Here is a 26,207-nt window from a genome sequence, read left to right as displayed (position 1 = left end):
TGATGCAATACACACATAGAATAATCGGGTTAATTCTACTGGCTGTATTGGTTGCGAATTGTGGAATTAAAAAAGGACTCAAAGACTTTCCGCCTATTGAAAAATACGACACAATTGTGCCTCGATTGTCTTATGATACCGATACATTGAAAATTACAACACAAGCGTATCTTTATCAAAATAGACAAAAACTATGGGAGCTGTATGTACAAGGAGATCCCTATCAAATTGGATTGCAAACCGGTGCCTTGACACAAAAACTATATCAAAAGCAAGAAACCGTTTTTTTTGCTAAAGTAGAGGAATTTGTACCTTCTGCTTTCAAACAAAAGATGTTGGTTAAAATGCTTAAATTTTACAACAGACATCTGTATCGCTATATCCCAGAAGAGTTTAAAACTGAAATTTACGGCGTATCTCAATATGCCAGTGATCGCTTTGCTTATCTAGGGGATGCCTATCATCGAAACCTGTATTTGCACGGTGCACACGATATTGGACATGCGTTTCAAGATCTAGCTCTTGTAGGCTGTTCTTCTTTGGCTGTTTGGGGAGAGCATTCGGAAGATGGAGGATTGCTTATTGGACGTAATTTTGATTTTTATGCAGGAGATGAATTCGCAGAAAATAAAATTATCGCTTTTGTCAAACCCAATCAAGGACATGCGTTTATGTCTGTAACTTGGGGCGGCATGACAGGGGTTGTCTCAGGTATGAATCAAGAAGGTTTAACCGTGACGTTAAATGCTGGGAAATCGGCTATACCACTAAAAGCAAAAACACCAATTTCTGTTGTAGCACGTGAAATTCTGCAATATGCCGCAACAATTGAAGAAGCAATTGCCATTGCTAAAAAGAAAGAAGTTTTCGTTTCTGAATCGATTTTAGTGGGGAGTGCCCACGATCAAAAAGCCGTTATTATTGAAATAGCACCTAAAAATTTTGGCGTGTATGATATGCCTAATGTATCCTCGATAATCTGTTCCAATCACTTCCAAAGCGAAGCTTTTGCCAAAGATAAGCGCAACCTCAAACAAATTGAAGAAAGTCATTCGCAATACCGCTGGGAAAAAATAAAGGAAATTGTGGACGAGGAACACCAATTGTCTCCGTTAAAGATGGCACATTTACTGCGTAATACGGAAGGATTAGCCAACAAAGCATTAGGATATGGGAACGAGAAAGCCCTAAACCAACTCCTTGCCCATCACGGTATTATTTTTCAACCTGAAAAACGCCTCGTTTGGGTATCTTCAAATCCTTATCAATTGGGAGAGTTCGTAGCTTATGACCTCAATACTGTTTTTTCGAATACCTTTGAAGAAGTGCATTCGTACGCTATTGATAGCCTAACGATTGCTGAGGATCCTTTTATACATACCAAGGCGTATGCAGATTATGAAGCATTCAGAAAAGAAAATCGCGTGATAGAGCAGCAGATAAAGCATAATGAAAAAATAGAGGCAGCGACGCTTAAAGCGTATCAGCAATTGAATCCTGAGTACTGGTTGGTTTATTATCGCGCAGGTGTATATTACTACAACCAAAAAGAATATCAATTGGCCAAAGAAGCTTTTGAACAAGCCTTGACCAAAGAAGTGACAACGGTGAATGCCGAAAAAGAAATAAAGAAATACCTCAAAAAAATAAATAGAAAATGGAACTAAATTCGTCAGTAATGAATCAATCAGTTGATGAGATAAAACATTTTCAAGAGCAAAAACTCAGAGAAGTGTTGCGTTATGTCAGCCAACATTCGCCTTTTTATAAGCAATTGTACCAAGAGCAACAAGTTGATCTTTCAGCCATCCAAACCTTGGAAGATCTTCCCTTATTACCGTTAATTACCAAAGACGATTTGCAGAGAAATAACGATGATTTCTTTTGTGTGGACAAAACTCAAATTATAGATTATGCCACGACATCAGGCACATTAGGAGATCCTGTAACTTTTGGACTAACCGATAAAGATTTAGATCGATTGGCTTTTAACGAAGCCACTTCTTTTACCATTGCAGGTGTTCAAAAAGGAGATACGGTGCAACTCATGACAACCATTGATCGCCGATTTATGGCAGGATTAGCTTATTTTTTAGGTTTGCGTAAATTGGGGGCTGGCGTTATTCGTGTTGGAGCTGGAATTCCGCAATTGCAGTGGGATTCTATTCTTAAATACCAACCGAAATACTTGATTGGAGTCCCTTCTTTCCTACTGAAACTCATTGATTATGCAGAAAAAGTAGGCATTGATTATAAAAACAGCAGTGTACAAGGCGTAATATGTATTGGAGAGGCACTGCGTACAGCAGATTTACAACCCAGTATTCTAGCTAATCGAATTTTAGAGAAATGGCCGTTGGAGCTATTCTCTACCTATGCCTCAACAGAGATGGGAGCCGCTTTTACAGAATGTCATTTGCATCAAGGGGGGCATGTGATTCCAGAATTGATTATTACCGAAATTTTAGATGAGGCTAATATTCCTGTTCAAGAAGGAGAATTAGGTGAGTTAGTTATTACAACACTGGGGGTCGAAGGGATCCCTTTGGTGCGGTTTAAAACAGGTGATATGGTGCGAAAACACACTACACCTTGCTCCTGTGGTCGTAATTCCTATCGCTTAGGGCCAGTGGAAGGGCGCAAAAAACACATGATTAAATACAAAGGAACCACGTTTTATCCACCCGCAATTCACGATATGCTCAATGCCTTCAAGTCCATTCAGATGCACTTAGTAGAGGTGAAAACCAACGACATTGGAACGGATGAAATTGTCATTCGACTGGTGAGTACCGATACTTCAGACGAATATATGAAGCAGATTAAAGATACATTTCGCGCTAAATTAAGGGTAACTCCACAAGTAGTATTTGAAGAAATGGAAGTTTTACAGCCCATTGTTTTTAATGCATTAAGCAGAAAACCCATCACGTTTATTGATAAGCGTGTACAGTAAAACTCAAAAAGAAAGTTTTAAATTTTATAAATGATTTTAAAGGCATTACAACTTTATAAAAAACGATAGTTGTAGTATCTTTGTAAAAATATAATGAATCAAAATGGCTAATCAAGTTCGCGTGCGTTTTGCACCTAGTCCTACAGGACCTTTACACATTGGTGGTGTTAGAACAGCATTATTTAATTATTTATTTGCTAAACAGAATAACGGTGTTTTCTATGTGAGAATCGAGGATACAGATCAAAATAGATTTGTTCCTGGAGCAGAAGCCTATATTTTAGAAGCATTGGAATGGTTGGGTATTTCTCCTGATGAAACGATGGGAAAAAACGAAAAGTTTGGACCTTACAGACAAAGTGAACGCAAAGCCTTATACCAGCAATACGCAGACCAGTTGATTCAAACAGGATGGGCGTATTATGCGTTTGATACAGCAGAAGAATTAGACGAATTGCGCAAAAAAGCAGAAGAAGCTGGGCAAACGTTTATCTATAATCACAGCAACAGAGAACAATTAAAAACGTCTTTAAACTTGTCAAAAGAAGAAGTAGGCCAATTAATTGCTTCAGATGTACCTTATGTAATTCGCTTCAAGACACCAGTAGGTGAAACTTTGTTGTTGAATGATCTTATTCGCGGTGATATTAAGTTTGAAACAAATTTATTAGACGATAAAGTATTATTTAAGAGTGATGGTATGCCAACCTATCACTTAGCGAATATCGTGGATGACCATTTAATGGAAACGTCACACGTGATTCGCGGAGAAGAATGGTTGCCTTCTCTTCCATTACATGAATTGCTATACAAAGCATTCGGATGGGAAGCTCCTAAATTTGCACACTTGCCATTAATCTTAAAACCAGTAGGAAACGGAAAATTGTCTAAGCGCGATGGAGATAAATTGGGATTCCCTGTATTTCCATTGGATTGGCAAGATCCTATTTCTGGTGAGAAATCATCAGGGTATCGCGAAAAAGGATTCTATCCAGAAACGGTGCTTAACTTTTTAGCTTTGTTGGGGTGGAATGATGGTACAGATCAGGAAATTTTCTCTTTAGAAGAGTTAGTAGCAAAATTTGACTTAGGACGCGTGCATAAAGCAGGGGCGAAGTTTGATCCAGAAAAGAACAAATGGTTCAACCAGCACTATTTAAAACAGCAAAAAGACGCAGATCTAGCGCAATCGTTCCAAGTAATCTTAAAAGAAAAGGGAATTGAAGCAACAGATGCCTATGTAGAACAAGTAGTAGCTTTAATCAAAGAACGTGCAACGTTTGTTTCTGATTTCTTTGAATTGAGCGATTTCTTTTTCCAAGCACCAGCAGCGTATGATCCAAAAGCCTTAAAGAACTGGAAAGAAGATACAGCTGGATTGATGCAGCAAGTGGCTCAAGTAATTGAGGGAATAACTAGCTTTGAATCAACAGCGATTGAAAAAGAAGTAAAAGATTGGATCAATGAACAAGGTATCGGAATAGGGAAAGTAATGCAACCGCTACGCGTATGTGTGGTTGGAGAATTGAAAGGACCAGACTTATTTCAAATCATTGAATTAATCGGAAAAGAAGAAACGCTAAAGCGAATCAAGCAAGCAATTGCAACAATATAAAAAGAAAGAGAGCTACATCGTTAGCTCTCTTTTTTTGTTAAAAATAATGCGTAATTTTAAGGGCATAAATCAATACGGAATGAAAAAATTGATGGCTATTTTGACTGTGATACTCTTGTTTGGTACTGCGTGTTCCAAGGAAGAGGATAATACAGCAGAGCGTGCAGAAAAAGAGTGGACGAAATTCATCCAAAAACACCTTATTGGTGAATGGAAGCCTGAATCGATTGAGGTTAAACCGCTGTTGGGGCCAGTACTACTTGAAAAAAAATACGAGCTTTTACAACCGGCAGGTACTCAAGATATCCTCACGTTAAATCAAGATTATACAGGACAGTTCAAAACGTTCCTTGCACAAGGTACAGGCAAGACCATCAACTTCAAGTGGTACCATAAATTAGAGGAACTGGGTGTGATATTAGAAGATAAACGCGAATTCAAAAGTATACTCCTAGATAAAGCTGAGGGGAAACTTCAGGTCTCTATTCCACTACAAAGTGTAGAGGAAGATTTAAAGCCCTACTTACCTGAATTAGAAGATATAGAAGCAAGCGAAAGAGGACTTTTATTTGTTCATTTTAATTTTGTTAAATAAATAATATTTTTACGTTAATTTATTTTTAAATTATAATTATAATAAGTTGTATATTTGAGGGTTAACTAAAAATGATTTTATGAAAAAAATAGTTTTAACCCTTTCATTGTTAGCTCTAGTAATGACAGGGACTGTATCTTGTAGCAGTGATGATAACAGCTCAGAACAACAACAATTAAAAACGTTAGTTTTAGCTTCTGTTAATGGTACGGATGTAACTGTAAATGAAGAAGTAGCTTTCGTTGTGACTGTGGGTACAGAGGTAATAGAAGGTGCTAAAATTGAGGTTGATGGAAAAGCAGCGGCGAATCCGTATACTTTTGACAAAGCAGGAACGTATAAAGTAGTAGCTAAAAAAGACGGCTATAACAAGAGTAATGAAATTACGATTATCGTTTCTGAAGTAGGTATTGCTAGAGTATTGAAATTAGAAGCAAATAAAACGAGCATTACCGCAGGAGAAGATATCAGTTTTGCTGTAACAGAAGGAGAGGAAACAATCACAGATGCAGAGTTGTTTATAGAGGATACTAAAATTACTTCTCCATATACATTTACCCAAGAAGGGGAATATTACGTGATAGCTAAAAAACAAGGTTTTGTAGACAGTAACCGCGTGAAAATTACGGTTGCCGAAGCAGTAGATGAAAGACCTATCGTAGGTACATGGATTCCGGTGCACGTTAAAGTAGATGCTTTGGGTTCAACAGTAGCAGATATGGCGTACCCTAAAAAGGAAAATTGTGAAGATGATACCTTGATCTTTAACAGTAATCAAACGGTTAAATTTGACTATCACGAGGACAACTGTGATTTAAAGACAACGGGAGCGAATTGGTCGATTAGTGGAAATGTCTTGACCATGACGTTATTCGGTCAGTCTATGATCGTCGATGTAGTAGAAAACACAGCGACAAAATTGGTGATTAAAGCGAAAGGAAATCAATTCGAAGCTCTAATTCCAATTTTAGTACCGGATTTAGCAGGTAGTATTCCTCCTGCATTGTTAGCTTTGACAGATGTACAATTAGAATTGAAGAAATAAGCATGAAAATCTCCAGCAATGGAGATTTTTTTGTATTTTAACGTTCGAATAAATAAATTTTGTTATGTATTTTATATTTCTTGTACCCGTATTGATTATCTTGTTCCTGAGTTTCTTTACGGTAAAGCAACAATCTTCTGCAATTGTTGAGCGTTTTGGTAAGTTTAAAAGTATTCGTCATTCGGGGTTACAGTTGAAAATACCAGTGGTTGATCGTATTTCAGGCGTAGTAAATTTGCGTATCCAGCAATTGGATGTAATGATCGAAACAAAAACAAAAGACAACGTTTTCGTTAAACTGAAAGTAGCTGTTCAATTTAAAGTTATTGCAGATCGCGTTTACGATGCGTTTTATAAATTAGAATACCCGCATGATCAAATTACGTCTTATGTATTTGACGTAGTTCGTGCAGAAGTACCGAAGTTAATCTTAGACGATGTTTTTGAAAGAAAAGACAATATTGCAATAGCCGTTAAACGCGAATTAAACGAAGCGATGACAACTTATGGCTACGATATCATCAATACGTTGATTACAGATATTGATCCAGATATTCAAGTGAAAAATGCAATGAACCGAATCAATGCTGCCGATCGTGAAAAAGTAGCAGCGGAATACGAAGCAGAAGCAAGTAGAATTCGAATCGTAGCGAAAGCAAAGGCTGAAGCTGAATCGAAACGCTTACAAGGACAAGGAATTGCAGATCAACGCCGCGAGATTGCTCAAGGATTGGTAGAAAGTGTGGATGTATTGAATAAAGTGGGAATCAACTCTCAAGAGGCTTCTGCCCTGATTGTGGTAACTCAACACTACGATACACTACAAGCAGTTGGAGCAGATTCAAGATCAAACTTAATCCTATTGCCAAATTCACCTACTGCAGCGAGTGATATGCTGACAAATATGGTGACTTCTTTTGCTGCGAGCGCAAAAGTATCTGAAATGAATGCTGTAGCACCATCTAAGCCTTCTAAGAAAGATAATGCACACGAATAGCACTAAGTATAGTATAAGTGTAGTAAAGAGAAAGAAAAGGCCTATAAAGGCTTTATTGTAGATCATAGATTCAATACATAGAATCAACGAGACAAGCTTGAGCAAATAAATTGCTCAAGCTTGTTTTTTTATGGGATAGTCAGTAAAATAAAATTAGTAGTTATTGATCTAGCCATCTTTTAAAATCAGCCGCTTTATTTTTGCTGATGATAATGGGATCAATGCTTTTGTGCACCGTTTCGATTTTTAACTGATTCCGACCATAAATCCAAATATTCTCAATAGAGGTAATAGGTAAAATATACTGTCGATTGGCTCTATAAAATCGCTTCGGATCTAATCCTTGCATCAATTCTTCTAAGGTTTGATTCAAGGTATAGGTTTTATTGTGTGTGGTGCGAACAGAAACAATTCCGTGCTGTAGCGTTATAAAAATAATGTCGGACGTGTCAATAGTGATTATTTTATCTTTTTGATAGGCAATCAGCCGTTTTTTACCTGGTTCCTCCTCACTGCTAATGTCTCCTACTTGATATTGCTTTTGTTGCAAGAGTTGATTCATAACGTTTAAACGAAAAATGGTATCATGCAAATCAGAGAGATGAACATCAATTGCTGTTTCTCTCTTTTTGTAAATCAAGAGGATGAACCAAAAACAACTTCCTATCAGCATTAATCCTGTAAGAACAGTTGCTAGTAATAATTTTTGAAATAAGTAATTTAATTCCGTTTGAAGTACTTTGATGTTAATATGGCTAGCTAACAACCAATTTGTACCTTTTACAGGGTAAATATGTAAAATTTCAGAATCGCGATGGCTTTGAGGATCAAAGGTACGAATCCCTTGGGTTAATTTACCTTCTTCTAAAATGGATAGAAAATGATGCTGTACTGCGTTTTTAAAAAAAATAGAATTTTCTCTGTTTACTTTGGTGCCTACCTTAGTAAGATCTGGGTGGCATAGTTCAATGCCCTCATTAGTATATAGGCAAACAAACTCCCCCTGCGAATCTGTATTGAGAATACTTTGTTGTAGATGTTGCTGTACTGTAGCTGGCGATAGACCAAGCTGTAGCTGCTGCTCCAATAAAATTCCGATTTCACGTATTTCTCGCTGCCCCGATTGATTTTTTTGTTCGATAAGCGCTTCTTGAGCGTGGGTATAAAAATAATAGAACAACCCAATACTGCTTAGTATAGTTGAGGTAGTAAGTACCAAAAAAATAAGAGTATATGCTTTATTTTTTGTCATTTTTTTAAAGAGATGAAACTTTTTTATTTGTTTTTAATTTATTGCTATTTTTTCTGCGCTTTATTTCAAAGCCTACTATTCCACTTTAATTACGATTAATGCTCATTCAGCTATTTTTTGTTTCAGAACTATAGAGCCGATACTAGTTTTGCTTGTATAATGTAAATCGAAAAATCAGATGAAAGAGAACTATGTAATCCTTTTCTTCGCTGTATTTCTACTGGGATTATTATATATCATGGGGCCAGATGAACCTCCATATAAACCAATAGATACGTTGAGTGGAGTACCAAAAGAAATTCAAGATATTTTACAAAAATCTTGCTTTGATTGCCATTCATCTCAAACGACCTTGAGATGGTATGACAAAATATTTCCTTTTAAAAATGTCGTCTATGGGCACATTATAAAAGGGAAACAAGCCATGGATTTTTCAAAATGGGAAGAATTGGATACCAATCAACAAAATGCAAAGCTTTTTTATTCCGTAAATAAGATACTAGCAAAAGAGATGCCATTATCTTCTTATCAGTGGATTCATCCAGAAATAAAAGTAACAGAGCAAGAAATTAAGCTTTTAAAAGACTATTTACTTCGTAGAACAACACCTGTACCAACGAAAACAAATCAAAAGAAGACGTTGCAGGAAGAGGAACTAAACAGAGAGGAAGAAAACCAAAAGGTAGGAGAGATTCAATCTACTGTAAATCGAATCGCATATCCCACTGATTATCGAAACTGGACTGTAATCAGTATGTCAGATCGCTTTGATAATGGAACGATTCGGATTATTTATGGTAATGAAAAGGCAGTAGAGGCCATCCGCAATCAGAAGATAAATCCTTGGCCAGAGGGTACCATTTTAGCGAAAGCCGCTTGGAAACAGCAAGTAAATGAGGATGGAAGTATTGCAATGGGAGAATTTGTACAGGTTGAATTTATGTTTAAAGATACTCACAAATACAAGTATACTGCAGGTTGGGGCTGGGCAAGATGGAAAGGACCTCAGTTAAAACCGTATGGTGAAACCAAGGCTTTTGTAGTGGAATGCATGAATTGCCATAAACCGCAAAAAGAAAGAGATTATGTCTTTACCAAACCTTTTGATTTAAAATAGAAAACGAATGAAACAGATAAGCATAAAAATAATTATTGGGGGAATTATCGGGATGGTTGCATTGAGTTGTACCTCAAAAGCATCCTTAGAGTTGAAAGAACCACTTGTGTTTTATCCATTTGGGGATCTACCAGAAAACCCACAGTCGCTTCAAGTGCTTACTTGTTGTCTATATCCACAGGACCAAAGCATGTTGGTTGTTTATGGAAATCCGACTGCTTTTAATTTTTCTCAATCACCTGAACATCCTTCGTATCCTGTAGGAACGGTTTTATATGGCGTCCTTTGGGAATCTGAAGCAGATGAAGATTGGTTTGGTGCAGTGGTTCCAAAACAAATGAAACAGATAGAGCGAATTGAAGTGGTTCAAGAAGAAACAATAGCATATAGCTGTTATGATGCACAAGGAAAACAGCAAAAGAAGCCTTTAAACGAGGAGGAAAGAATTCAATATATGCTAGGACAGCAGAAAGCAAGTAGCCCTGAAGTGAAATAAAAATGAAAAAGGTAATAAGAGCGAATTTTCTGTATCATACAAAAAATCTACTCCTATTACCTTTTCTATAGGATAACCTGAATGCTATCAGTGTGATTAGCTGTTTTATTTTCTAAACTTTCGAATGAAATACTTCAAAATAGACGTTACAAGTAAGGTCTGTATACCACCAGAGTTTCGCAATAACGATCCAGCCGAACCCAATGTGTTTTTAATTAGATTTTGTGGCGCCACATCTTCTTTCAATTCGTCAAAAGCCAAATTAATTTTCTGATAATGGATCTCCCTTTCAATACGTAAAATCTGTAAATCTTGATTAATTTGCTCAAAGGAGGAATAACTCTTTCTCATAGTAGTGTAATATTTACGGTCTTACTCATTAAAAATAGCCTCTGAAAGCTTTTTAATTAGGGGTCTATCGACAATATATTTTCGAAAAGTAAAGACAACAATGCTAATTAATAAATAAAATAATCCAACGTAGAGGAAACCAAGCGATTTACTCTCCACTTGCTCGCCAATGGCGATTGCTGCAAATAAAGAGACAAAGAATAGCGAAAGTAGAAAAAAGACACCTACCGCAAATACAGTCATGAAAATGATTGCAGTTTTTGCCGTAATCTTAAGTCCCCACAAACGGAAATAGTCCATACTCGTATTGAGGTATTGCTCCGAATGCTCTTTTATTTCGTTAATGTTGTTTTTGATTTCTTGGAATGCCATGCTTCAGTTGTTATAAACGGATTATTTTTTTGCGCTTTCTGCCAATTCTTTTCCTTGCTTTTTAAGCTCAGCTAATTTATGCTCTAAAGCAGAAATTACCTCATCTCTTTTTTTACCAGCTGAATTGATGAAATCCTCAATACCATCTTCGATGCTATTTGATTTGCGATCGACAACACTGCGCACTTGTTTTTTTAAATCATCAATTTTGTGAGAAAGTTCGTCTTTCGACTCATCAAACGATCTTCTAATTTTTTTTCTCGTTTTCTTTCCTTCATCAGGAGCGAACAGTATTCCAATACCTACTCCTATTGCTGCTCCAGCTACTAAAGCTGCTAATGTACTACCTAAACGATCTGACATAATAATTAAATTTTATGGTTATCTCATAAAGTTAATAAAAAAAGGTGCTTTTACCCGTTAATATAACGTTAAAAACACCTTTTTTAAGTTTTATTACTAAAAAATATTAGTTCTGATCTAATTTAGCCCAAGTATCTCTAAGCCCTACAGTTTTGTTAAATACAAGCTGATCTGCTGTACTGTCTTTGTCTACACAGAAGTATCCCATGCGTTGGAATTGGAATTTATCTCCTTCTTTTGCTTCTTGTAAACTAGGTTCTAAATACCCTTTGATAACCGATAGCGAATTCGGATTGATGAATTCTAAGAAGTCCACTTCTTTATTGCCATCTGGATTTTCATTGATAAACAAACGATCGTATATGCGAATCTCTGCTTCTACTGCATGTGGAATAGAAACCCAGTGAATCGTTCCTTTTACTTTTCGTTTGCTCGCCTCTGTTCCACTTCCACTTTTACTGTCTGGATCATAGGTTACGTGAATCTCCGTGATATTACCCTCTTCATCCTTGATTACGCTTTCTCCTTTGATGATATAAGCATTCTTAAGACGTACTTCTTTTCCTAACGTTAAACGGAAGAATTTGCTATTTGCTTCTTCTTTAAAGTCTTCTCTCTCGATGTATAATTCTCTTGAGAAAGGAACCGTTCTGAATGTCATTACTTCTTCTTCTGGGTTGTTTTCTGCATCTAACCACTCTTCTTGCCCTTCAGGATAGTTCGTAATAACTAGTTTCACTGGATCTAGAACCGCCATCACACGTGGAGCGATTTTGTTTAAATCCTCGCGAACACAGAATTCCAACAATGAAACATCAATTAAGTTATCGCGTTTTGCAATTCCGATTGTATCAGCATAGTTGCGGATTGAAGCTGGTGTATATCCTCTTCTTCTTAAACCCGAAATCGTAGACATTCTAGGATCATCCCATCCTGTTACATGACCTTCAGCAACTAGTTTTGCTAACTTGCGTTTACTTACAACTGTATGAGATAAGTTTCTACGTGCAAATTCACGTTGTTTTGGACGGATATTCTCCTCCTCTACCACCTGATCTAAGAACCAATCATATAATTCTCTGTGAGGTAAAAACTCAAGCGTACAGAAGGAATGTGAAATGCTTTCTAAGTAATCACTTTCTCCATGTGCCCAGTCGTACATCGGATAAATACACCAATCGTTTTGTGTGCGGTGGTGTGCTTTATTGATGATGCGGTACATAATAGGATCGCGCATTAACATATTGGTATGTGCCATATCAATCTTAGCACGTAAAATATGGGTTCCTTCTGCAAATTCCCCTTTTTTCATTCGCTCGAATAAATCAAGGTTCTCTTCTACACTTCTATCTCTATAAGGGCTATTTACCCCTGGTACTGTTGGTGTTCCTTTCTGTTGGGCCATCTCCTCTGAAGTCTGACTATCTACATAAGCCTTCCCTTCTTGGATCATGCGTACTGCCCAATCGTATAATTGCTGGAAATAATCCGAGGCATAAACTTCATTTGCCCATTGATATCCTAGCCACTCTACATCGTATTTGATTGCGTCAACAAATTCCTGTTCTTCTTTTGAGGGATTCGTATCGTCAAAACGCAAGTTCACTGGCGCATTGTACTTTAATCCCAATCCAAAGTTTAAACAAATAGAACTCGCATGACCTACGTGTAAATAACCATTAGGCTCAGGCGGAAAACGGAAATGTAGTTTTTCTGTTGGCAAACCATTTTTTAAATCTTCTTCAATGATTTGCTCAATAAAATTTAATGATTTCTCTTTTGTTGACATGGATATAAATATTATAACTACAAAGGTATCAAAAAACTATAGAAGTTTGACGTATTTTACCCAGACAAAAGAGGATATCTAACTAAAAATAGTCGTAATTTTAGCTTTTAAACTATAAAGAAAGATATCATGGGGATTATTAGACTCAACAATATCAGAACATTTTCGTTCCACGGCTGTATGCCAGAAGAAGCAAAAATCGGATCAGAATACCGTGTAGATGTAACCGCTGCAGGGAATTTTAGAGATGCTGCAGCAACAGATCAGTTGGTATATGCGGTTGACTATGTGCAGTTGAACCAAATTGTCAAAGAAGAAATGGACAAGCGTTCGAATCTATTAGAAACAGTTGTACAACGTATTATTGACCGCGTACTGTTAGAAATAAAGCTCGTAGACAAAGTAACCGTGGCTGTTTCAAAAATTAACCCACCAATTGGCGGAGATGTAGAATACGTAACTGTTGAAATGCAAGGAGTTAGATAGTTTTCATTGCATTGGAGGCAAAAAACTCACTAAATAGGTTTTTAAATTTAAAAAATAGTAGTAAGTTTGCATCCAATTAATGGATACGGCATCGTGTCCGAGTGGCTAGGAAGCGGTCTGCAAAACCGTCTACAGCGGTTCGAATCCGCTCGATGCCTCAGAAAAAGGATAGCTTTCGCTATCCTTTTTTCGTTTAGGGCTTTTAAGAAATACTGTCTTAAAGTATCAAGGAGGGAAATTCCACCCGAGTAAAGAACAGCAATTCGATACATAGCTTGAATGATATTCTATGTGTGCTTTGACTTCTAGAATTGAGTATACATAAAAAAGATCAGCTTGGGTTAACCCAAGCTGATCTTTTTTATATAGCATTATAACTGTTCGTAAAAATAATAGATTATCAATAAGAGCTAAAGAATCAAAATTGAAATATAGCTATTGCGTTTTTGTGTAACAATAGATTTATGTGACATTTTATTGATAATCAGTTGTTTTTGTATTTTAAAATTATGCTGCTAGGCAAAATAATTTCAAAAGCTGAAAACAAGAATTCAGGGCTTAATCTCCTAAACGGTAAACTAAAAATTGCGTTGAATTTTTATATAATTCCATGCCAGGTCCCTCACAATTTCCACTCTGACCTCTTCCTAATTTGATTGGTATTTTAGCAGTAGAATGTATAGTGCCTATATAAGAAATACTTCCTCCATGACTTGAGCGATACCCCTGTACATGACTTGCTGTTGAGTGAATACGCACACGGTTGCTTCCCGTAACTAAACCATTCTCTCCAGGGAAATCAAAAAAATAGGAACTTATCGTACAATCAGTTGCATCGTGTGTTGCTTCATAGGTTATTGTCATTTGATAGGTACCAGGAGGTATTGTTATGGTTGCTTCCGCTTCATTGTAGACAAGCCCCTTAATTTCACTTTTTATTAATTTCATGGGAATTAGCTGACCAACTCCAGCAACAGCTGAGGATAGAAAATTTTGAATATGATTATCAGCTAGTTTAAATACAGCAGGTGTAGGAACAGATAGTTTTGATAGTAGCTCTGTACCAGTCCCCATTTCTTTCACAATTCCATCAGCATCAATAGCTAAAATTTTATCTGAACTAGCATTACCTTGATTAACCCCTTCTAGTTTTAATGGATTTTGTCCTCCACTTATCACTAACCTTTCTGTAGCAGAAGGTGTTTTTCCTATGCCAATGTTTCCTGTTTCACCATCTATATTCATTCCATTTCCATTAGTTCCATTAGCAACAAAAGACAATGCTTTGCCGTCTAATTTTATCTCTCGGTTAGCTAGAATAGTTCCATTACTATTAAAGATATTGGTGTCTTTATCTAGAGAAGCCCAATTAACACCATCAAAATAATAATACCCTACTTTGGTAATATTAACTCTAGAACCTAAATTGTCACCTTCAGTAATATCTGATATATAGATAATAGTACTTAATTGATCATTCGTATAAACCGAAACATTTTTGTTTGTTAAGTCTTTTAATGTTAGACGAGGTACTTGAATTCCATCGGGAACAATATTATCTCCTGAATAAGATATGTCTAAAGAAGACGTAGGAGAATTGGTATTTATTCCTACTTGTGCAAACATATTCGAAACACAAATAATGATGAAGCTAAGAGTTAATAATTTTCTTTCCATGTTATTTTATAATAATTTTGTACAAAGATATTTAATTATGGATAAAAAACATTAATATTAACAGTTTGAATGACTCTGAATAAGGATTACTTTTTTTTTAAGGATGTATTGGTAGATAACAAGTCAAGTAATTATGTAGCCTATTTCTTTCTTGTTCTTCTTTTCTGTCTAATTCTTAGCGACTTACAATAAAAAATAAATTTTATGTAAAAAAAGTAGTTGAAACTATTGACAGATTGAATTTTTGCCGTATATTTGCACTCACGATACCGAAAGCGGGGTGTAGCGTAGCCCGGTCATCGCGCCTGGTTTGGGACCAGGAGGTCGCAGGTTCGAATCCTGCCACCCCGACTAAAACGATAAATGGTGCCATTGGAAGACAAATGGTGCCATTTTTCATTTTAATCTCTTTTTTATTACTATAGCAAGGCTTCCTGTAAAAATTCCCTTTAATTAAAGAATCACCATATCAATATTTTTGAGCTTATTTTGAGTCAAAAGGCAAGAATATGGGAATATGTTGAAAGGATTCGAACCATGTCCACATTTTTAAATATTTTCTTTTTTTCAACCGATCTTGATTTTGATAGAAATACAAATTTCTGCAAGTTTTAACAGGAAGGATAAAACCTTGGTGGCATTTTGAGTTGATATTTTATTCCCTTTGATCAGTTCAATTTCTATAATATTCGAGATTATCTCTTGTTGTTCTTTGCTAATGTTTTTAATGACCTCTGCTTCTTCAAAATTCTCTTTTGTATTAGAGTACTGAGATACATAAACGATCCGAACCTCATCTTTCAAGTGACTTGTAAAGTCGGCATCGCTATATACAAAATCTTTATTCAAGAACAACGAAGCAACTTTTAATTCTATGGAATTGTCTGTACCACGAAAAATAAGAGCGGGTTTTAAGAAACATTTCGTAAGCTTTTTTAAACTCTGCTTCTGCTGTACATCAAGTTTATAAGCATCATTGAGTTGTGTGCCTAAGATGCCAATTCTATTTTCGCAGTCTGATTTTATTGAATGGTAATCTTCTTCGTCAATTGTACCTTTTACTAAAAGTTCCCTTGCATTAGCAACTCGTTCTATCATTTTATGTAATGATCTATTGATATTGGTTTTATCAATAGATTTTTGTTCATACAATTTGCTATAAATCTTTCTGATAAGATCTTCGAAAATTGGAGTATATTCCAAATTTGGTTTTAGCAAACGAATCGCTGATAATAAGTTTTCATTTACTTGATCTGCCCTTACTCGATAACCACAAGAAGAAGAGCAATGATAATAAAAGTACGTTTTAGACCTTCCCTTTGAACCACTTCCTGATATTTTTTTTGAACAAAGAGGACAACTGAGTATTCCTCTAAACATAAGCTCACTATTCGCACTTTGTTTAATGTATTTTTTGTTACGTCGTTTAATTCTTGATTGTACTTCATCAAAAAGTTCTATCGAAATTAAAGGCTTATGGATTCCTTGAACCTCTACTATAGTTTTTCCATTTAAAGATGGAACTCTTATTTTACCACAGTAGACTGGATTTTGAAGTATATTGAAGAATGCATTTAAACTACATTTTAACCCACTTTTAAGAACGGTTTTGTGGTAAGAACGAACTGATATATTTTCATCGAAGTCTCGAAATGCCTTTTTGATCAATGTTGCCTCTGGCTCATGGGGAATTATTGTTTTTGTTCCGTCTGGTAACGGTATATTGAGATAACCTATAGGTGCTCGCCCCATATATCTTCCTTCCTTTTTGGCTTTGTGTATGCCTTGCTTAATGTTTAAAGATCTTCGGTCATTCTCTACTTCTGCTGTGACGATATACATTGCTAATAATACTTTGTTTTCAGGTACCGACATATCCAAAGGTTGATCTGTAGCTTGGGGTTCAATTCCAAGCTTTTGAAGTTGGGTTATTGTATAATATGCATTTGCTGTATTCCTGCTAAATCGATCCCAACGTGTAAATAGAATAAGGTTTGGTCTTGCAGTCCTGTCAATATTAAATTGTTTTATCATGGTAATCCAAGCCGGCCGTTCGAAGTTTTTAGCTGAATGGTCTTCAAATACGGTCTGGACAATTTCAATATGATTGTCTCTACAATATTTATTTAATTTTTCTTCTTGGCTACGCTGAGAGTATCCTTTTTGTGCTTGTTCGTCTGTGCTGACACGGATGTAAATAATTGCTGTTGACATAATTTTCTAATAATAACGTGAGCGTATTAATGGAAAATTAATTATGCAATTAAACTCTTGAAATTATTGTGTAAATACGGTTTTCCGTAATTACTCAATTTCTTTTTTTAATATATTTGTAGGTAATACAAGTTGTTGAAAGTCTGTATATTTAGATCGATTGAAGAATATAAACCCATAAGGTCATAGGAAAAATATAATAGTTGATATCTGACTTGTAAATATGTTAAATTTAAGTCATGATGAACAGCCTATTTCCGGAGGAAAAAATTGAAATTACTTTCAATTGTACATATATAAAAAGTATCAACGGCAATAAAAAAGAATATTATATTGGAGTTGAACAAGGCATTATAAGGAAATTTAATGGAAGTACGTTTTCAGGATATGAATTTCTTTCCGAAAATGGTTCAAAGTATTTTATCTCAACAATTAAAAGCCAGATCCCACAAAATTATGATGCTGTATTCACATTGCTTGAAGAGTATGAAAAACTGACCATTGCAATTCTTTCGAAATGTAAAAAGAAAGCAGAGTATATAAAACTTCCTGATTACAAAAATATCCTTCAGACTTGGGAAGGGAAATTTAATTACAAAAAGGAAGTCAAAGATGAAACTGGTAATATTACTCAATTTGGACTTAGACCTCCACAAATCGGCGCATTACATTCCATCCTCTCACATTGGAGTATTTCAACCAAACCTGCTGTAGTTGTAATGCCTACTGGAACAGGTAAGACTGAAACAATGCTATGTTTAACTATAGCAGAAAAGTGTCAGGGCTTATTGGTAATCGTTCCTTCGGCCTCATTGAGAACCCAAATTTTCAATAAATTCAAATCTCTGGGTGTTCTCAAAGATAAAAGGTTTCAGATTGTTTCCTCTTCTGCCAAAAACCCTATTGTAGGTTTCCTAAAAACGGGTATAAAAAGCATAGACGATGCAAATACTTTGTTTGAATCAAATGTAATTATTTCCACTCCGCAAATAATTACAGGGATACTGAGTGGTGATACGAAAATAAAGGGGGCATTCCTTAATTGGTGCAATCTTTTAATTATGGATGAAGCACACCATAGTCAGGCAAAAGAGTGGAATAACATTAAAGTACAATTTGAAACTTTTAATAAACCTATTTTACTATTTACGGCGACTCCATTTAGAAATGATAAGAAACGCTTACAAGGCAAGGTAATTTACGATTATCCCCTCTCACTCGCTCAAAGAGACAATTACTATAAACAAATTGTTTTTCATCCTATTCTTGAATTTAACCCACTGAAATCTGACCAGCTTATTGCAGAGAAGGCAATTTCTATTTTGGAAAAAGATATAGAAGAAAAATACGACCATATCCTAATGGCAAGGGTTGATACAATGTCTAAAGCCGAAGAGGTGTTTGAAAAAATCTACAAACCATATCAGAAGTACAACCCTGTATTTATTCATAGCGGTATTAAGCAGACTATCCGCAAGAAAATATTAGAAGACATTATCGCGGGAAAGCATAAAATAATTGTATGTGTAGATATGCTTGGGGAAGGATTTGACCTGCCTCAATTAAAAATTTGTGCATTACACGATTTACATAAAAACATCACAACCTCATTTCAGTTCTTTGGAAGGTTTACGCGCGAATCAATATTAAAATTGGGCAATGCATCTATAGTAGCCAATATCGCAGATCCTGAACTAAAGGGGACTTTAAAAACATTATATCAAAAAGATTCAGACTGGGATAAAATCATTAGTATGGCGAATGAGGATATAATAGGCTCAGTGAAAGAAGAACAAGACTTTTTTCAGAATTTTTCAGATGCTGAGATCCCCGCAAAAATTCCATTGCGAAATATAACGCCTGCAATGAGTACAGTTATCTTCAGGTTATTTGATGATGAGATCGAATGCGAGCCACAGAATTATACATCTTGTTTCAATGATGAAAAATATGAAACAGTATCAGTAGAACATGAAGAAAAAAATCTACTCGTTATTGTTGCAAAAAAAGTTGATCCTGTAAAATGGGGGAAAATAGAAGATTTGCTAAACTGTCAATATGATCTCTATATAATATACTTGAACGAAGAACAGAAACTACTCTATATAAACAGCACAAACAATGGAACAACACATGATAAACTTGCCGAAGCCATTGTAGGACCCAATAAAAGTTTGTTTAATGAGGCTGATATTTATAAATGTCTGGATGGAGTATTTCAATTAGAGCTATTTAATTTAGGTTTAAAGTCTACTTTAGATGGTCCCATCAGTTTCACTATGTATGCAGGGAATTCTATAGTGAGTGGTCTGGATGAATTGGACAAGGATACTAAATCCAGTTCAAATCTTTTCGGAGTCGGCTATGAGAACGGAGATAAGGTCACAATTGGTTGCTCCTCCAAAGGTAGAGTTTGGACTAAATTGGTGAAAAGTATTCCCGATTTCTGCCAATGGTGTGATAGTCTTGGCAACAAGCTCTTAGATGATTCTATCGATACACAAGACATTTTTAAATTCATTCAGAAACCAGAATTGATTACAGAACTCCCTGCAAATAAAGTTCCTGTAGCCATGAAATGGAACGAAGAATTATATGCTTATACCTCTATGACCTTGCACAGAGGTATTCCCGTGGTTGATTTTAATGTCAAATTGAACTCTTATGGCCGTGATTATGTTGAATTCTCGATTGAGTCGAATCAGAATGCCATTGACTATAAACTAGTATTGGATTCTACGATTGGACGTGGTTATAAATACGAATTGATGAGTAGTATACCTTTTACAATTACTTATAAAGGAAACGAAATAGATATAGCTGAATTATTTTATGATTTTCCTCCGGTGACTTGGTTCCATGACAATTCCAAAATGTATAATAATATCTTCTTTCCTTTTAAAGGAAAAATCAGCCTTTTCGATACTTCCAAAATATTTGCTTTAGAATGGACAGGTACGAACATTCGGAAAGAATCGCAAAAACAGGAAAAGAGAACAGACTCAATTCAATACCATATTATTGAAAAGCTAAAATCTAATACTGATTATAAAATAATATTTGACGACGATGATGCCAATGAAGCGAGTGATATCATAGCGATAAAATTTTGGGATGGTGGCGACAGCAGAATAAAAATAGACTTGTACCATTGTAAGTTTTCTTCAAAATCACAGAGTGGAGGTCGCTTAAAGGATCTATATGAGGTTTGTGGTCAAGCACAAAGAAGCTTTCATTGGAGACATACCACTTATGAACTTCTGCAACATATGGTTAGACGTCAAAATTCACGGATTAACCAGGGAAAAACAAGTAGATACGAAATTGGTGGAGATGAAGAAATGAACACCTTATTAAATATGATAACATCAGGATATTGTGAACTTGAATTCAATATTTATGTTGTGCAACCGGGTATTTCTAAAAAGGCTATTGAAAAAGAGACAGAGCACTTGAAATTACTTGGAGCAACTGATTTACTATTAAAAAAGACAGGGAATAACTTCTTTGTAATGACAAGCGAATAGAAATAAAAAATTAAAATAGTCAGATAATAATGGAAACTCTAAATAAAGATAAAAGTCCTGTTGATATAGCACTTGAGGAACAGAGAAAAGAAAGTGAAGCGAGAGCAATTCTTCAAGATCTGGAAAGACTGATCACCACACCAAATGAAAGAAAGAGGAGATGGGTTTGGGAATTAATACAAAACGCAAAAGACTCTGTGTCCATTAGTGATATTGAAAATCCCCAAAAAGTGAATATTACTTTCCATTTATCTAATAATAAATTGACATTTTCGCACGATGGTTCACCATTCGCATTAAAGGATTTATTGGCCTTAGTAAGGCGAACATCTACCAAATCATATAATAATGAAAATGGGAATACAGGAAAATTTGGAACTGGCTTTGTGACAACTCATGCGCTCAACAGAAAAGTAAATGTTTCAGGAATATTGAGAAATGAATTAGGTGACCGAGAATTTTCTATATGCGTGGATAGAACATCAGAAACTTTGGAAGGATTACAAAGGGAATTGGATAATGTATTTGTTACAATTAATTCATTTTATGAGAAGTCTCCTCAGAAATTTGAAACCAGACCCCTAACAAAATATGAGTACGAATTAGAGGATGAAACTTATCAACTTGCTGAAGATAGCCTGGATGAGTTGAAAAAAAATCTCCCTTTTACTTTGTTAATAAACCCAGTAATCAATTCAGTACGAGTAATCGACGATCAAAAAGGTGAGAATAAGATTTACTCTCTTACTGAAAGCACGCCAATTATTTCCGGTTTATTTTTTTCTAAGTTAACAACAGACTCAACTGTTATTGAGGAGGATGAAAATGGGCTGTTACACTATACTGAAAATAATATTACCATTGCCATTCCTGTTGTAAAAAAAGATGAAATAAGCTGGCTAATTGAACCAATAGATAAACAAGCGAGATTATACAGGGAATTTCCTTTGATAGGAACAGAACAATGGCATATACCGTTTTTTGTCCAATCTTCAGATTTTATTCCTTCCGAAGAGCGAGATGGGGTAAGAACACTGAAAGACAATGAAAACAAACCCGATTTAACTGCTGACCAGAATAGAATAACGTTTGTTAGCTTGAAAAATACAGTTATCAACTTTTTCAAGCTATTACAGACTTGTTCGATTGAAAAAATGTTTCTATTGGCAGAATGTGGTTTACCGATCGAAAAAACAGAATATACATCCTCTGAATGGTTTATTGAACAGATACAGAAACCACTTCGGGAGTTTTTTCTGGGTTATCCATTACTAAAAACCGCTTCAGGAGACACTATCGCCATAAATAATGCTAAGTTTCCGAATCTCTACGAAGATGAAGAAACAAACCTATCATTTTACAAAATAGCGGTAAAATACTTCCACAATCAATTTCCAACAAAAGATGATTTTAGGGATTGGCAACGGATTATCACTCAGGAAGGTTTTCATTGGGGAAATAGTCTTATTTCTTCACCGGAATATTTAGTTGAAGAAATAAATAAAGAAAATGGGTTGCAACCTTTGAGGTTAGAGGAAAATGAAAATACTGCAAGTTGGTTAAATGATTTAATTCGCTTTTTATCTAAGATTGGAAAGTCAGGGTTAGGAGAAACCCATAATTTATATCCAAACCAAGGAGGAACTTTAAGCAAAAAGCAGGAGATTCGCATCGATCCTCCTTTAAATCCAGAAATAAAATCTGTCGGTACCCAATTAGGCATCCCCGTTTTACGACAACTTTTAGAAAATGATATAACCCATCGTGATGGTATAGACGCTTTTGATACCAAAGCCTTTTACAATATTGTCAATAAAACAATTGGAGATTTAACTCCTTCTGATGACAAGCAAAATGAATACAATGCGGTTTTTAAACTGATATGCTTATTCAACGACAGTACTGCTAAGGAAAGAGACAAGTGGCATCTTTTAGCCAGACAACTTCTCCCTGAAATGGTATCGGATAAAGGGATCGTATATGATATGACAGACTTTAATTTTGGGTCCGCAGAACTGGCTACTATAAAATACATATGTTGGTCAATTGAAAAAACTAAGGACTTCAGAATTTTTTGCGACACATATTTTCAGGCAGATGATGCCTCTGCTTATGAATGGTTAAATAGTTTCTTTGAGGTTTTATTCAGAAATCAAGATTATGAAGAGCTTATCCGAAAATATGCGGTTATACCTATGCAAAATGGAGTATTTAGAAAATTAGAGAATGGTATTTATCGCGAAGATAAAGAAGCGTTTTTTGATACTCTTTTTAAAGAATTATATACACAATATACAGGAAAAGGAGATGCTCAATCTTTTTTGATAGCGAAAGAAATTAAAAATGAAAAATTACCATGGAAGACCATAAAAATTGTAACTGATGAATTGGATAATTTGTTTTCAAGTTCTGATATCGAAAAAAGAGTCGAACCCAATGGACAATTCAATGGCCTATTTCATAAATTGAATGATTGGTTTTCTACCAAAGAGGAGGAGGCAAGCAGTTTGTTCCCTCATTTTAGCAGACATCGTCCAATATTATATGTAAAGGCTTTTGGCCCGGAAGTAAGTAAGATGGTAATGGCGATTCATAAGTTACAAAAGCCAATTGAAGAGATTGAGGCCTTAGTAAATCTTAATATGAACTCCGAAGAATTAGGGCAATTAATCAAAGCATCCCATATGGCAGGTGGAACTTCTAAATTAATTGATGTTGCCGCTGAGATCGAAAGGGAAGCAAAAGATACTCAATGGCGAAAAAATGTTGGTGATGCTGCAGAATTAGCCTTTGTTGAAGCAATGAAAGATGTTTCCGTATACGATATAGAGAATCCTGACCGAGGATATGATTTCGAAATTCATTTTGAAAAAATCGATCCCTATTTACTTGAAATTAAGAGCACCGTTCAGTTCAAAGAGAGTATAAAAATGTCTGGATTACAAGGACGGACGGCTAGAGATAATCAGAAAAATTACGCGTTGTGTGTGTTAGCAAGAGAGCAATCTGACACAGAAGTGACGAAAGAATATTTTATTAATAATGCGAAATTTGTGATCAATATAGGATGCCTAGTTGAAAATAAGGTAAACGGAATTGAAGACAGTTTAATTGCAATAAACCAATATAAGTCAGGGGAAGTAGGAACCTTTTTAGATGATGAGCATTATTCTGTATATGTAAATAGAAGTGCTTGGAAAGAAGCTCTTGACTTTAATACGTTCGTTGACCATTTACAAACATATTTTCAGGAAACTCAAAAACTGTAACAAGAATCTTAAAATCAATTTATATGGCAAAGAAGACACGCATTGTTGGAGGCATGACACAACAATTTTATCATACTATTCCTGACGATAAAGACTTCATTATTACTAGTCCCAAAAAAGAATCTATATTTGAATTCCTTAGTCAAATAGGCTTCGATAAATTTCCTGAATTTATAAAGGATATATTAGTCAAAATTGAAAAACATACCATCATAGATATTACAGATGGACCTGGTGATGAGAAGCAGGACATCTTAACAATGACTCCGGATGGTCATCGATGTTTGATACAGTGTAAACACAGTATAAATATTAATTCTCATTACTCAGGTGATGAACTTGATCGTATTGTTTCCGCTTGTCTTCGGAAAAACTGTAAGCATGCTATTTTTGTAACAAATACAGATTTAACACCTCAAGCAAAAAAATATGTAACAGACAAAGAGTATCTAAGGGGTTGGCCGGAAGCATCGGATCCTCTTGTTGTTGAATATTGGAATGATAATAAGATATGGGATAAAATCAAAAACAATTCGGATATTCTTAATAAATGGTTTGGAAATTTAGGGCAAACACATGGGCTTAGAAATTTTAAATTTGAGCTGTCTGTTCAAAATATGCCAATAGATGAAAGTTCTAATAGCAGTAACTGTTTCGATTCTATCCTAGATCAATTAGTTGCTTTAAAAAAAATACATGAATCAAGCGATGGAAAGTACTTTGGTAAATTAAAAGATGAGACTGAATTCTGTATAGAAAAATGGTTTTTAATTCCCTCAAAACTTAATATAAACTATTCTGTTAGGAATAAAGCTGGTGAATTTATTAATACCCCACAATATTGTATTAGTATAGAGGTGATTATATCTCAAAATGCAAAGTATTCACCTAACGAAATCATACCGCTTATTGTCCGATTTTTATTACAAGACACATTACAATCGGTAGCCGAAAATAGCTGGTGGCACTTAGTCGCTAGTCAGGCTAAAAGTTTTATTTTTCTTCATGATCTGGGTGAAACTCGTCAAATAACTCTAAATGCGGCAGAAACATTCGTAAAAATTAGTAATGAAATAACCTCTGAGATCGATTACATCTCACTGCATCCTACCTACTTCAACTTGAAATCAAATGATGAGGATGAAGATTCAATATTTATTGACAAAACTGCTGGAATTCAGGTAATACAGTTATTTGATCAACCTATAAACCCTTATTATGTTTATGAACAGCAAATAGTCCATTTGGCACAGTTAGAAAAATATAAAACGTATTCTTTTAAAGCAGTAAAGGGGATTGATAGTCATTTGATGATGAGGGTTCGTAGAATAATAAATCACGAATGGGTTGCTATTCAATACAATGATGATACGCTGCTCTGGGGTATTCCTCCTGATGTAGATGACAAAAGTATAAGTTATATAGAATCAAAACTCAAAGTATTAGGCTTACAAATGTTAGACGTTCGTGAAGAAGATAGAGACGAATTATTGGATAATATTCGTACTGACATGCCTCCTCCAACATATCAAATTACATCTGAACTGAATAATTTAATCTTTCCAATTGATTTATCCTCGCGTATTTTTTGGTTGTCTAAAGATTTATCAAACGATGCTTTGATTGATGTGGATAAAGCAATGAAACTTCTAGAGTTTAAATGGTATTATGAGAACATAAATGGATTTGATAATGCAGGTGGTAATAGTGAAATAAAATCTCATACATCAGAACTCCCTAATATGCTCGCTGACATAATGACCATCAGAGGGAAAAAAATGTTAGATATTGGAATATTGAACAAGCCATATTCAATTAATTTAAGATTTCGTGATGCAGACGTATGCTGTAGCAATTCACTTGCATTAAGAAACATCGAAGAGTTTAAAAATGTATATAACGCAATAGAACGATTTATTATTTCAAATGAGCAGATTGATTTTGAGAAATTTAATTTATAGATTTTTAATTATTCTATATTGCCAAAAAACGTTAAGAGCTAAATTAAGTGTTCTATAGTACTCCCATAAAGCAGGTGGAGTGGGAGTTGGATGATGTAAAGCAGGCTCTCAAAAGGAAGGCGAAA

Annotated in this window: 19 protein-coding genes and 2 tRNA genes; 14 read left to right on the top strand and 7 right to left on the bottom strand. The window is 35.2% G+C overall.

Features of this window, described 5'->3' with window-relative positions:
* Positions 1-2: 2 nt before the first annotated feature.
* The 6 genes from ACUTSE_RS08160 (at position 3) to ACUTSE_RS08135 (ending at position 7,208) form a co-directional block, all read left to right on the top strand.
* Entirely contained in the window at positions 3-1,667 is a 1,665-nt protein-coding gene (locus tag ACUTSE_RS08160) for a C45 family autoproteolytic acyltransferase/hydolase (protein WP_445639893.1), read from the top strand.
* The gene (locus ACUTSE_RS08155; protein WP_445639850.1) at positions 1,658-2,956 is read left to right on the top strand and encodes a phenylacetate--CoA ligase family protein; all 1,299 of its coding nucleotides are present in this window, start codon (positions 1,658-1,660) and stop codon (positions 2,954-2,956) included. Before ACUTSE_RS08160 ends, ACUTSE_RS08155 begins: the two co-directional genes overlap by 10 nt.
* A gap of 103 nt (positions 2,957-3,059) precedes the next feature.
* On the top strand, positions 3,060-4,571 hold the full coding sequence (gene gltX, locus ACUTSE_RS08150; protein WP_445639849.1) for a glutamate--tRNA ligase: 1,512 nt from the start codon (positions 3,060-3,062) through the stop codon (positions 4,569-4,571).
* 46 nt (positions 4,572-4,617) lie between these two features.
* A complete protein-coding gene (locus ACUTSE_RS08145) occupies positions 4,618-5,166 on the top strand; it encodes a hypothetical protein (protein ID WP_445639848.1) in 549 nt (182 codons plus the stop codon).
* Positions 5,167-5,245: 79 nt separating this feature from the next.
* The gene (locus ACUTSE_RS08140) at positions 5,246-6,211 is read left to right on the top strand and encodes a lipocalin family protein (protein ID WP_445639847.1); all 966 of its coding nucleotides are present in this window, start codon (positions 5,246-5,248) and stop codon (positions 6,209-6,211) included.
* A gap of 64 nt (positions 6,212-6,275) precedes the next feature.
* Positions 6,276-7,208 carry an SPFH domain-containing protein gene (locus ACUTSE_RS08135; RefSeq protein WP_445639846.1) on the top strand — a complete coding sequence of 311 codons (933 nt, stop codon included), beginning with the start codon at positions 6,276-6,278 and terminating at the stop codon, positions 7,206-7,208.
* A 160-nt stretch (positions 7,209-7,368) separates the two neighbouring features.
* Here the strand turns inward: ACUTSE_RS08135 and ACUTSE_RS08130 are convergent, their stop codons facing one another.
* On the bottom strand, positions 7,369-8,460 hold the full coding sequence (locus ACUTSE_RS08130; RefSeq protein ID WP_445639845.1) for a LytTR family transcriptional regulator DNA-binding domain-containing protein: 1,092 nt from the start codon (positions 8,458-8,460) through the stop codon (positions 7,369-7,371).
* Between the two features lie 178 nt (positions 8,461-8,638).
* Here ACUTSE_RS08130 and ACUTSE_RS08125 point away from each other — a divergent pair, with 178 nt between their 5' ends.
* Together ACUTSE_RS08125 and ACUTSE_RS08120 are read left to right on the top strand one after the other, a co-directional pair.
* Positions 8,639-9,577: a cytochrome P460 family protein gene (locus tag ACUTSE_RS08125; RefSeq protein ID WP_445639844.1), complete on the top strand. Its 939-nt coding sequence runs from the start codon at positions 8,639-8,641 to the stop codon at positions 9,575-9,577.
* 7 nt (positions 9,578-9,584) lie between these two features.
* Entirely contained in the window at positions 9,585-10,073 is a 489-nt protein-coding gene (locus tag ACUTSE_RS08120; protein ID WP_445639843.1) for a hypothetical protein, read from the top strand.
* Between the two features lie 105 nt (positions 10,074-10,178).
* Here the strand turns inward: ACUTSE_RS08120 and ACUTSE_RS08115 are convergent, their stop codons facing one another.
* The 4 genes from ACUTSE_RS08115 to ACUTSE_RS08100 form a co-directional block, all read right to left on the bottom strand.
* Positions 10,179-10,424 (bottom strand): DUF6327 family protein, encoded by a 246-nt coding sequence (locus ACUTSE_RS08115; protein WP_002988515.1) that lies wholly within the window; start codon positions 10,422-10,424, stop codon positions 10,179-10,181.
* A 21-nt stretch (positions 10,425-10,445) separates the two neighbouring features.
* Positions 10,446-10,796, bottom strand: coding sequence for a hypothetical protein (locus tag ACUTSE_RS08110; protein ID WP_002988511.1), 351 nt, complete (start codon positions 10,794-10,796; stop codon positions 10,446-10,448).
* A gap of 21 nt (positions 10,797-10,817) precedes the next feature.
* The gene (locus ACUTSE_RS08105) at positions 10,818-11,159 is read right to left on the bottom strand and encodes a YtxH domain-containing protein (RefSeq protein WP_002988509.1); all 342 of its coding nucleotides are present in this window, start codon (positions 11,157-11,159) and stop codon (positions 10,818-10,820) included.
* Positions 11,160-11,265: 106 nt separating this feature from the next.
* A complete protein-coding gene (locus ACUTSE_RS08100) occupies positions 11,266-12,948 on the bottom strand; it encodes a glutamine--tRNA ligase/YqeY domain fusion protein (RefSeq protein WP_445639842.1) in 1,683 nt (560 codons plus the stop codon).
* 129 nt (positions 12,949-13,077) lie between these two features.
* Here ACUTSE_RS08100 and folB point away from each other — a divergent pair, with 129 nt between their 5' ends.
* Complete coding sequence (gene folB, locus ACUTSE_RS08095; RefSeq protein ID WP_445639841.1) at positions 13,078-13,434, top strand: dihydroneopterin aldolase; 357 nt, start codon at positions 13,078-13,080, stop codon at positions 13,432-13,434.
* Positions 13,435-13,521: 87 nt separating this feature from the next.
* Positions 13,522-13,592, top strand: a tRNA-Cys gene (locus ACUTSE_RS08090).
* Positions 13,593-13,992: 400 nt separating this feature from the next.
* Here ACUTSE_RS08090 and ACUTSE_RS08085 read toward each other — a convergent pair.
* Positions 13,993-15,111 (bottom strand): hypothetical protein, encoded by a 1,119-nt coding sequence (locus ACUTSE_RS08085; protein ID WP_445639840.1) that lies wholly within the window; start codon positions 15,109-15,111, stop codon positions 13,993-13,995.
* Between the two features lie 276 nt (positions 15,112-15,387).
* On the opposite strand from ACUTSE_RS08085, the gene ACUTSE_RS08080 reads away from it, so the two are divergent.
* A tRNA-Pro gene (locus ACUTSE_RS08080) sits at positions 15,388-15,462 on the top strand.
* A gap of 216 nt (positions 15,463-15,678) precedes the next feature.
* On the opposite strand, the gene ACUTSE_RS08075 is transcribed toward ACUTSE_RS08080, so the two are convergent.
* Complete coding sequence (locus tag ACUTSE_RS08075) at positions 15,679-17,325, bottom strand: recombinase family protein (protein ID WP_445639839.1); 1,647 nt, start codon at positions 17,323-17,325, stop codon at positions 15,679-15,681.
* 239 nt (positions 17,326-17,564) lie between these two features.
* Between ACUTSE_RS08075 and ACUTSE_RS08070 the strand changes: the two genes are divergently transcribed.
* The 3 genes from ACUTSE_RS08070 to ACUTSE_RS08060 are packed head-to-tail and all read left to right on the top strand — an operon-like array spanning position 17,565 to position 26,082.
* Positions 17,565-20,852, top strand: coding sequence for a DEAD/DEAH box helicase (locus ACUTSE_RS08070; protein WP_445639838.1), 3,288 nt, complete (start codon positions 17,565-17,567; stop codon positions 20,850-20,852).
* Positions 20,853-20,881: 29 nt separating this feature from the next.
* Complete coding sequence (locus ACUTSE_RS08065; protein WP_445639837.1) at positions 20,882-24,121, top strand: sacsin N-terminal ATP-binding-like domain-containing protein; 3,240 nt, start codon at positions 20,882-20,884, stop codon at positions 24,119-24,121.
* Between the two features lie 23 nt (positions 24,122-24,144).
* Positions 24,145-26,082, top strand: a complete 1,938-nt coding sequence (locus tag ACUTSE_RS08060) for a restriction endonuclease (protein ID WP_445639836.1) — start codon at positions 24,145-24,147, stop codon at positions 26,080-26,082.
* Positions 26,083-26,207 lie beyond the last annotated feature (125 nt).

The organism is Myroides sp. TSA_177.3, assembly GCF_052691955.1.
The sequence above is the reverse complement of the archived record's forward strand: the minus strand, read 5'-3'. Positions and strand labels throughout refer to the sequence as shown.